Annotated in this window: 1 protein-coding gene; it reads right to left on the bottom strand. The window is 47.0% G+C overall.

Features of this window, described 5'->3' with window-relative positions; genetic code table 11:
• Positions 1 to 266 (bottom strand): copper ion binding protein (locus tag SB773_RS32350; protein ID WP_410594466.1); only part of this gene is annotated, 266 nt, incomplete at both ends.

The raw sequence follows: 266 nt of genomic DNA, 5'->3' as shown, positions 1-266 counted from the left end.
ATTCGGTTCGCGCATGCAGCGCATGTCATCCCTTCCAGTTGGAAATCGACAACTTCTTTCGCCATGCCGTATCCCAGTTTCTTGATGCTTTCTTCGATACGGTTTACATCGACTTTGGTCGAATCAAACACGACACTTGCTTTTTCCATGGCGAAGTTTACATTTGCCGTTGAGACGCCTTCCAGTTTATTCAAACCCTTTTCGATTCGGAGCGCACATGCAGCGCACGTCATGCCTGTGATTTGCAAGTTGACTTGTTTGTTTGC

The organism is Bacillus sp. SIMBA_074 (assembly GCF_046534555.1).
In the GTDB taxonomy this organism is placed as follows: domain Bacteria; phylum Bacillota; class Bacilli; order Bacillales; family Bacillaceae_G; genus Bacillus_A; species Bacillus_A mycoides.
This window is presented reverse-complemented; position numbering and strand designations above follow the sequence as displayed.